Source organism: Verrucosispora sp. SN26_14.1 (assembly GCF_004307965.1).
GTDB lineage: Bacteria > Actinomycetota > Actinomycetes > Mycobacteriales > Micromonosporaceae > Micromonospora.
Genome location: NZ_SISL01000824.1, coordinates 1 through 1,084, shown reverse-complemented (window position 1 = coordinate 1,084; position 1,084 = coordinate 1). Strand labels below are relative to the sequence as shown.

The following is a 1,084-nucleotide window of genomic DNA, read 5'->3' as shown; positions in this document are numbered from 1 at the left end:
GTCGAGCCCCGGGTGGGTACGGACTACGCGCGGGTCTCCGGCGACCACAACCCGATCCACACCTCGCGGCTGGGCGCGAAGCTGTTCGGCTTCCCCCGGCCGATCGCGCACGGGATGTGGAGCAAGGCCCGCTGCCTGGCGGCGGTGGAGAACCGGCTGCCCGAGGCGTACACGGTCGACGTGGCGTTCAAGCTGCCGGTGCCGTTGCCGAGCACGGTGGCGTTCAGCGCCACGGCGGCCCGGGCCGGGTGGGACGTCGCGCTGCACGACCAGCGAGGTCGACCGCATCTGGTGGGCACGATTCGCTGAGGTGAGGGTCGGGCACTTGCCCGGCCCTTCTTTTCGCGCTAAGTTGTTCTCACATAGAGATGTTCTCAGAGTGAGAGTGATTGAGCGTGAACGAGCAGGACTTCCTCGCCTCCTACGACCCACGGGCCTACCCGGCCGTGGCGGTCACCGCCGACGTGGTCGCGCTGACCATCCGGGACGACGCGCTGCACCTGCTGCTGATCCGCCGCGCCGAGCCGCCGTACGCCGGACACTGGGCGCTGCCCGGCGGCTTCGTCCGCCCGGACGAGGACCCGGCCACCGCCGCCCGGCGGGAGCTGGCCGAGGAGACCGGGCTCGGCGGGGAGCGGCTGCGTCGCGTCCACATGGAGCAGCTCGCGAGCTACGGCGCGCCCGAGCGCGACCCCCGGATGCGGGTCGTCTCCATCGCCCACCTCGCCTTCGCCCCCGACCTGCCGGACGCCACCGCCGGCACCGACGCCGACGAGGCCGGCTGGGTGCCGGTCGCCGAGCTGCCCGGCCGGGAACTCGCCTTCGACCACCGCCGGATCGTCGACGACGGGCTGGAGCGGGCCCGCTCCAAGCTGGAGTACACGCCGCTGGCCACCCGGTTCCTCACGCCCGAGTTCACCATCGGCGAGCTGCGCACCGTCTACGAGACGGTCTGGGGCCACCCGCTGCACGCCGGCAACTTCCACCGCAAGGTGCTCTCCGTGCCCGGCTTCGTGGAGAGCACCGGCGCCAACACCGAACGCGGCGGCAGCCGGGGCGGCCCGCGTGCCCGCCTCTACCGGGC

2 protein-coding genes are annotated in these 1,084 nt (G+C 73.0%); both read left to right on the top strand.

Annotated elements, in window-relative coordinates; all coding sequences use genetic code 11:
- Positions 1–309, top strand: a 309-nt coding sequence (locus EYA84_RS32220; RefSeq protein WP_255446687.1) for a MaoC/PaaZ C-terminal domain-containing protein, incomplete at its 5' end; no start/stop codon positions are given.
- An 80-nt stretch (positions 310–389) separates the two neighbouring features.
- Positions 390–1,084, top strand: a 695-nt coding sequence (locus EYA84_RS32215; RefSeq protein WP_201272555.1) for an NUDIX domain-containing protein, incomplete at its 3' end; no start/stop codon positions are given.